The organism is Halorubrum sp. CBA1125, assembly GCF_009742825.1.
In the GTDB taxonomy this organism is placed as follows: Archaea; Halobacteriota; Halobacteria; order Halobacteriales; family Haloferacaceae; genus Halorubrum.
The window spans coordinates 1-1,425 of sequence record NZ_WPCE01000353.1; the positions used below are offsets into that span (position 1 = coordinate 1).

Consider the following 1,425-nt stretch of genomic DNA (forward strand, 5'->3'; position numbering starts at 1 on the left):
TTTCAGAGAAGTACAACGACAAACCTCTTCGTTTTCAAACTGTTTCAGCCACGTCGATCCACCGACCGCGGAAACGTGGTTACAAGCCCACGCCGTCTGGTGGAATCATGCTTAAGTTAACACGACGACGATGCGTACAACTACCTACCCCGCCAGCGTTGAGCAGGACGACGCATGGCACACACGCCATCCGAGTCCGAACGGCTCGCGCGCGATTACCTGGAGTCCGTCTGGAATCAACGGGGATACGCGGAGATCCCGTCTCTCGTCTCGGCGTCGTTCGTGATGTACGATCCGACCGCGCCCGCGGGGGACGTCTCCGGACCCCGGGGCGAAGTCCACGGCCCCGACGGCCTGGAGACGTTCGTCCGGGGCGTCGTGGCGGGCTTCCCCGACTTCCACGTAACGGTCCGCAGGATGCTCTCCGACGGGGACGTGGTGATGTACGACGGGCGATTGCGGCTGACCCACGAGGGCACGTTCTTCGGGATCCCGCCGACCGGACGGCGGGTCGAGGTCCGGTACATGGGACAGATCGAGGTCGCGGACGGCGCGATCGAAGAACACCGCGTCTACCCGCCCGTGCTGGAGATCGCGGAGCAGCTCGGGCTCACGTCCCTTGCCGTCGTCCCCTACCTGCCACGGCTCACGTGGGGGCTGCTCACGCGACGGAGATAGCGCCGGCACTCAGAAGTACCGTTCCACGATCTTCTCGCCCGTCCGGGCGGCGAGGGCCTGGCCCGTGTTGGTCGGGTTCGGTCCGCCGATCCCGTTGGCGAGCGCCGAATGGTCGGCGACGAACAGCCGGTCGACGTCGTAGGCCTCACAGGCCTCGTCGACGACCTTCCCCATCGCCATCGTACTCTGTATGTGGATCGCCGTTGGCGGGGAGTCCGAGCGGTGGACGTGGGAGGCGCCGGCCTCGCGAAGGACCTCGGCGGCGATCTCCGCGAGCTCGTCCCGGCGCTGCCGGTCGCCCTCGCTGGGCTCGAAGTTGACCTGCGCGACCGGTCCGTGTTCGTCCTCGATCCCGGGTGCAACCGAGATGCCGTTGCGCTTGTGGGGCCGATCGTCCGTCAGGATGAACAGCGGGAGCATCCGGCGGTAGTCGGCAAGGAGTTCCTTGAGTTCCGGCCCGGCCAGGCGCCCGATCGTGTCCCAGGGGGCGTCGGCGGGGTCGTTCTGGAAGGCGAACCCCGACGCGCTCGCGCCGAAGCCCAGGAATGCCCCGATACCCGGGCCCGCGGTGATCGGCTGGAACATGCCGATGCCGGGATAGTCGAAACGAACGGCGCTGTCCTGTCCGTGGTACTGGTCGACGGTCGACTTGCCGATGGACTCCTCCAGGTCGGCGGCGTCCCACAGGCCCATCACGCTGTCCGGGAGGTGGATCGTCATGCCACGGCCGACCCAGTCGTTCTTCGG

The 1,425-nt window shown here is 66.8% G+C and carries 2 protein-coding genes and 1 pseudogene; 2 read left to right on the plus strand and 1 reads right to left on the minus strand.

The annotated features are described in order from the left end of the window. A pseudogene (locus GJ633_RS16605) lies at positions 1 to 115 on the plus strand (IS6 family transposase); the annotation flags it as partial. Positions 116 to 174: 59 nt separating this feature from the next. Then, a complete protein-coding gene (locus GJ633_RS16610) occupies positions 175 to 678 on the plus strand; it encodes an ester cyclase (protein ID WP_156589643.1) in 504 nt (167 codons plus the stop codon). Positions 679 to 687: 9 nt separating this feature from the next. Here GJ633_RS16610 and GJ633_RS16615 read toward each other — a convergent pair. Further along, on the minus strand, positions 688 to 1,425 hold a 738-nt coding region (locus GJ633_RS16615; RefSeq protein WP_231741398.1), incomplete at its 5' end, for a GMC oxidoreductase.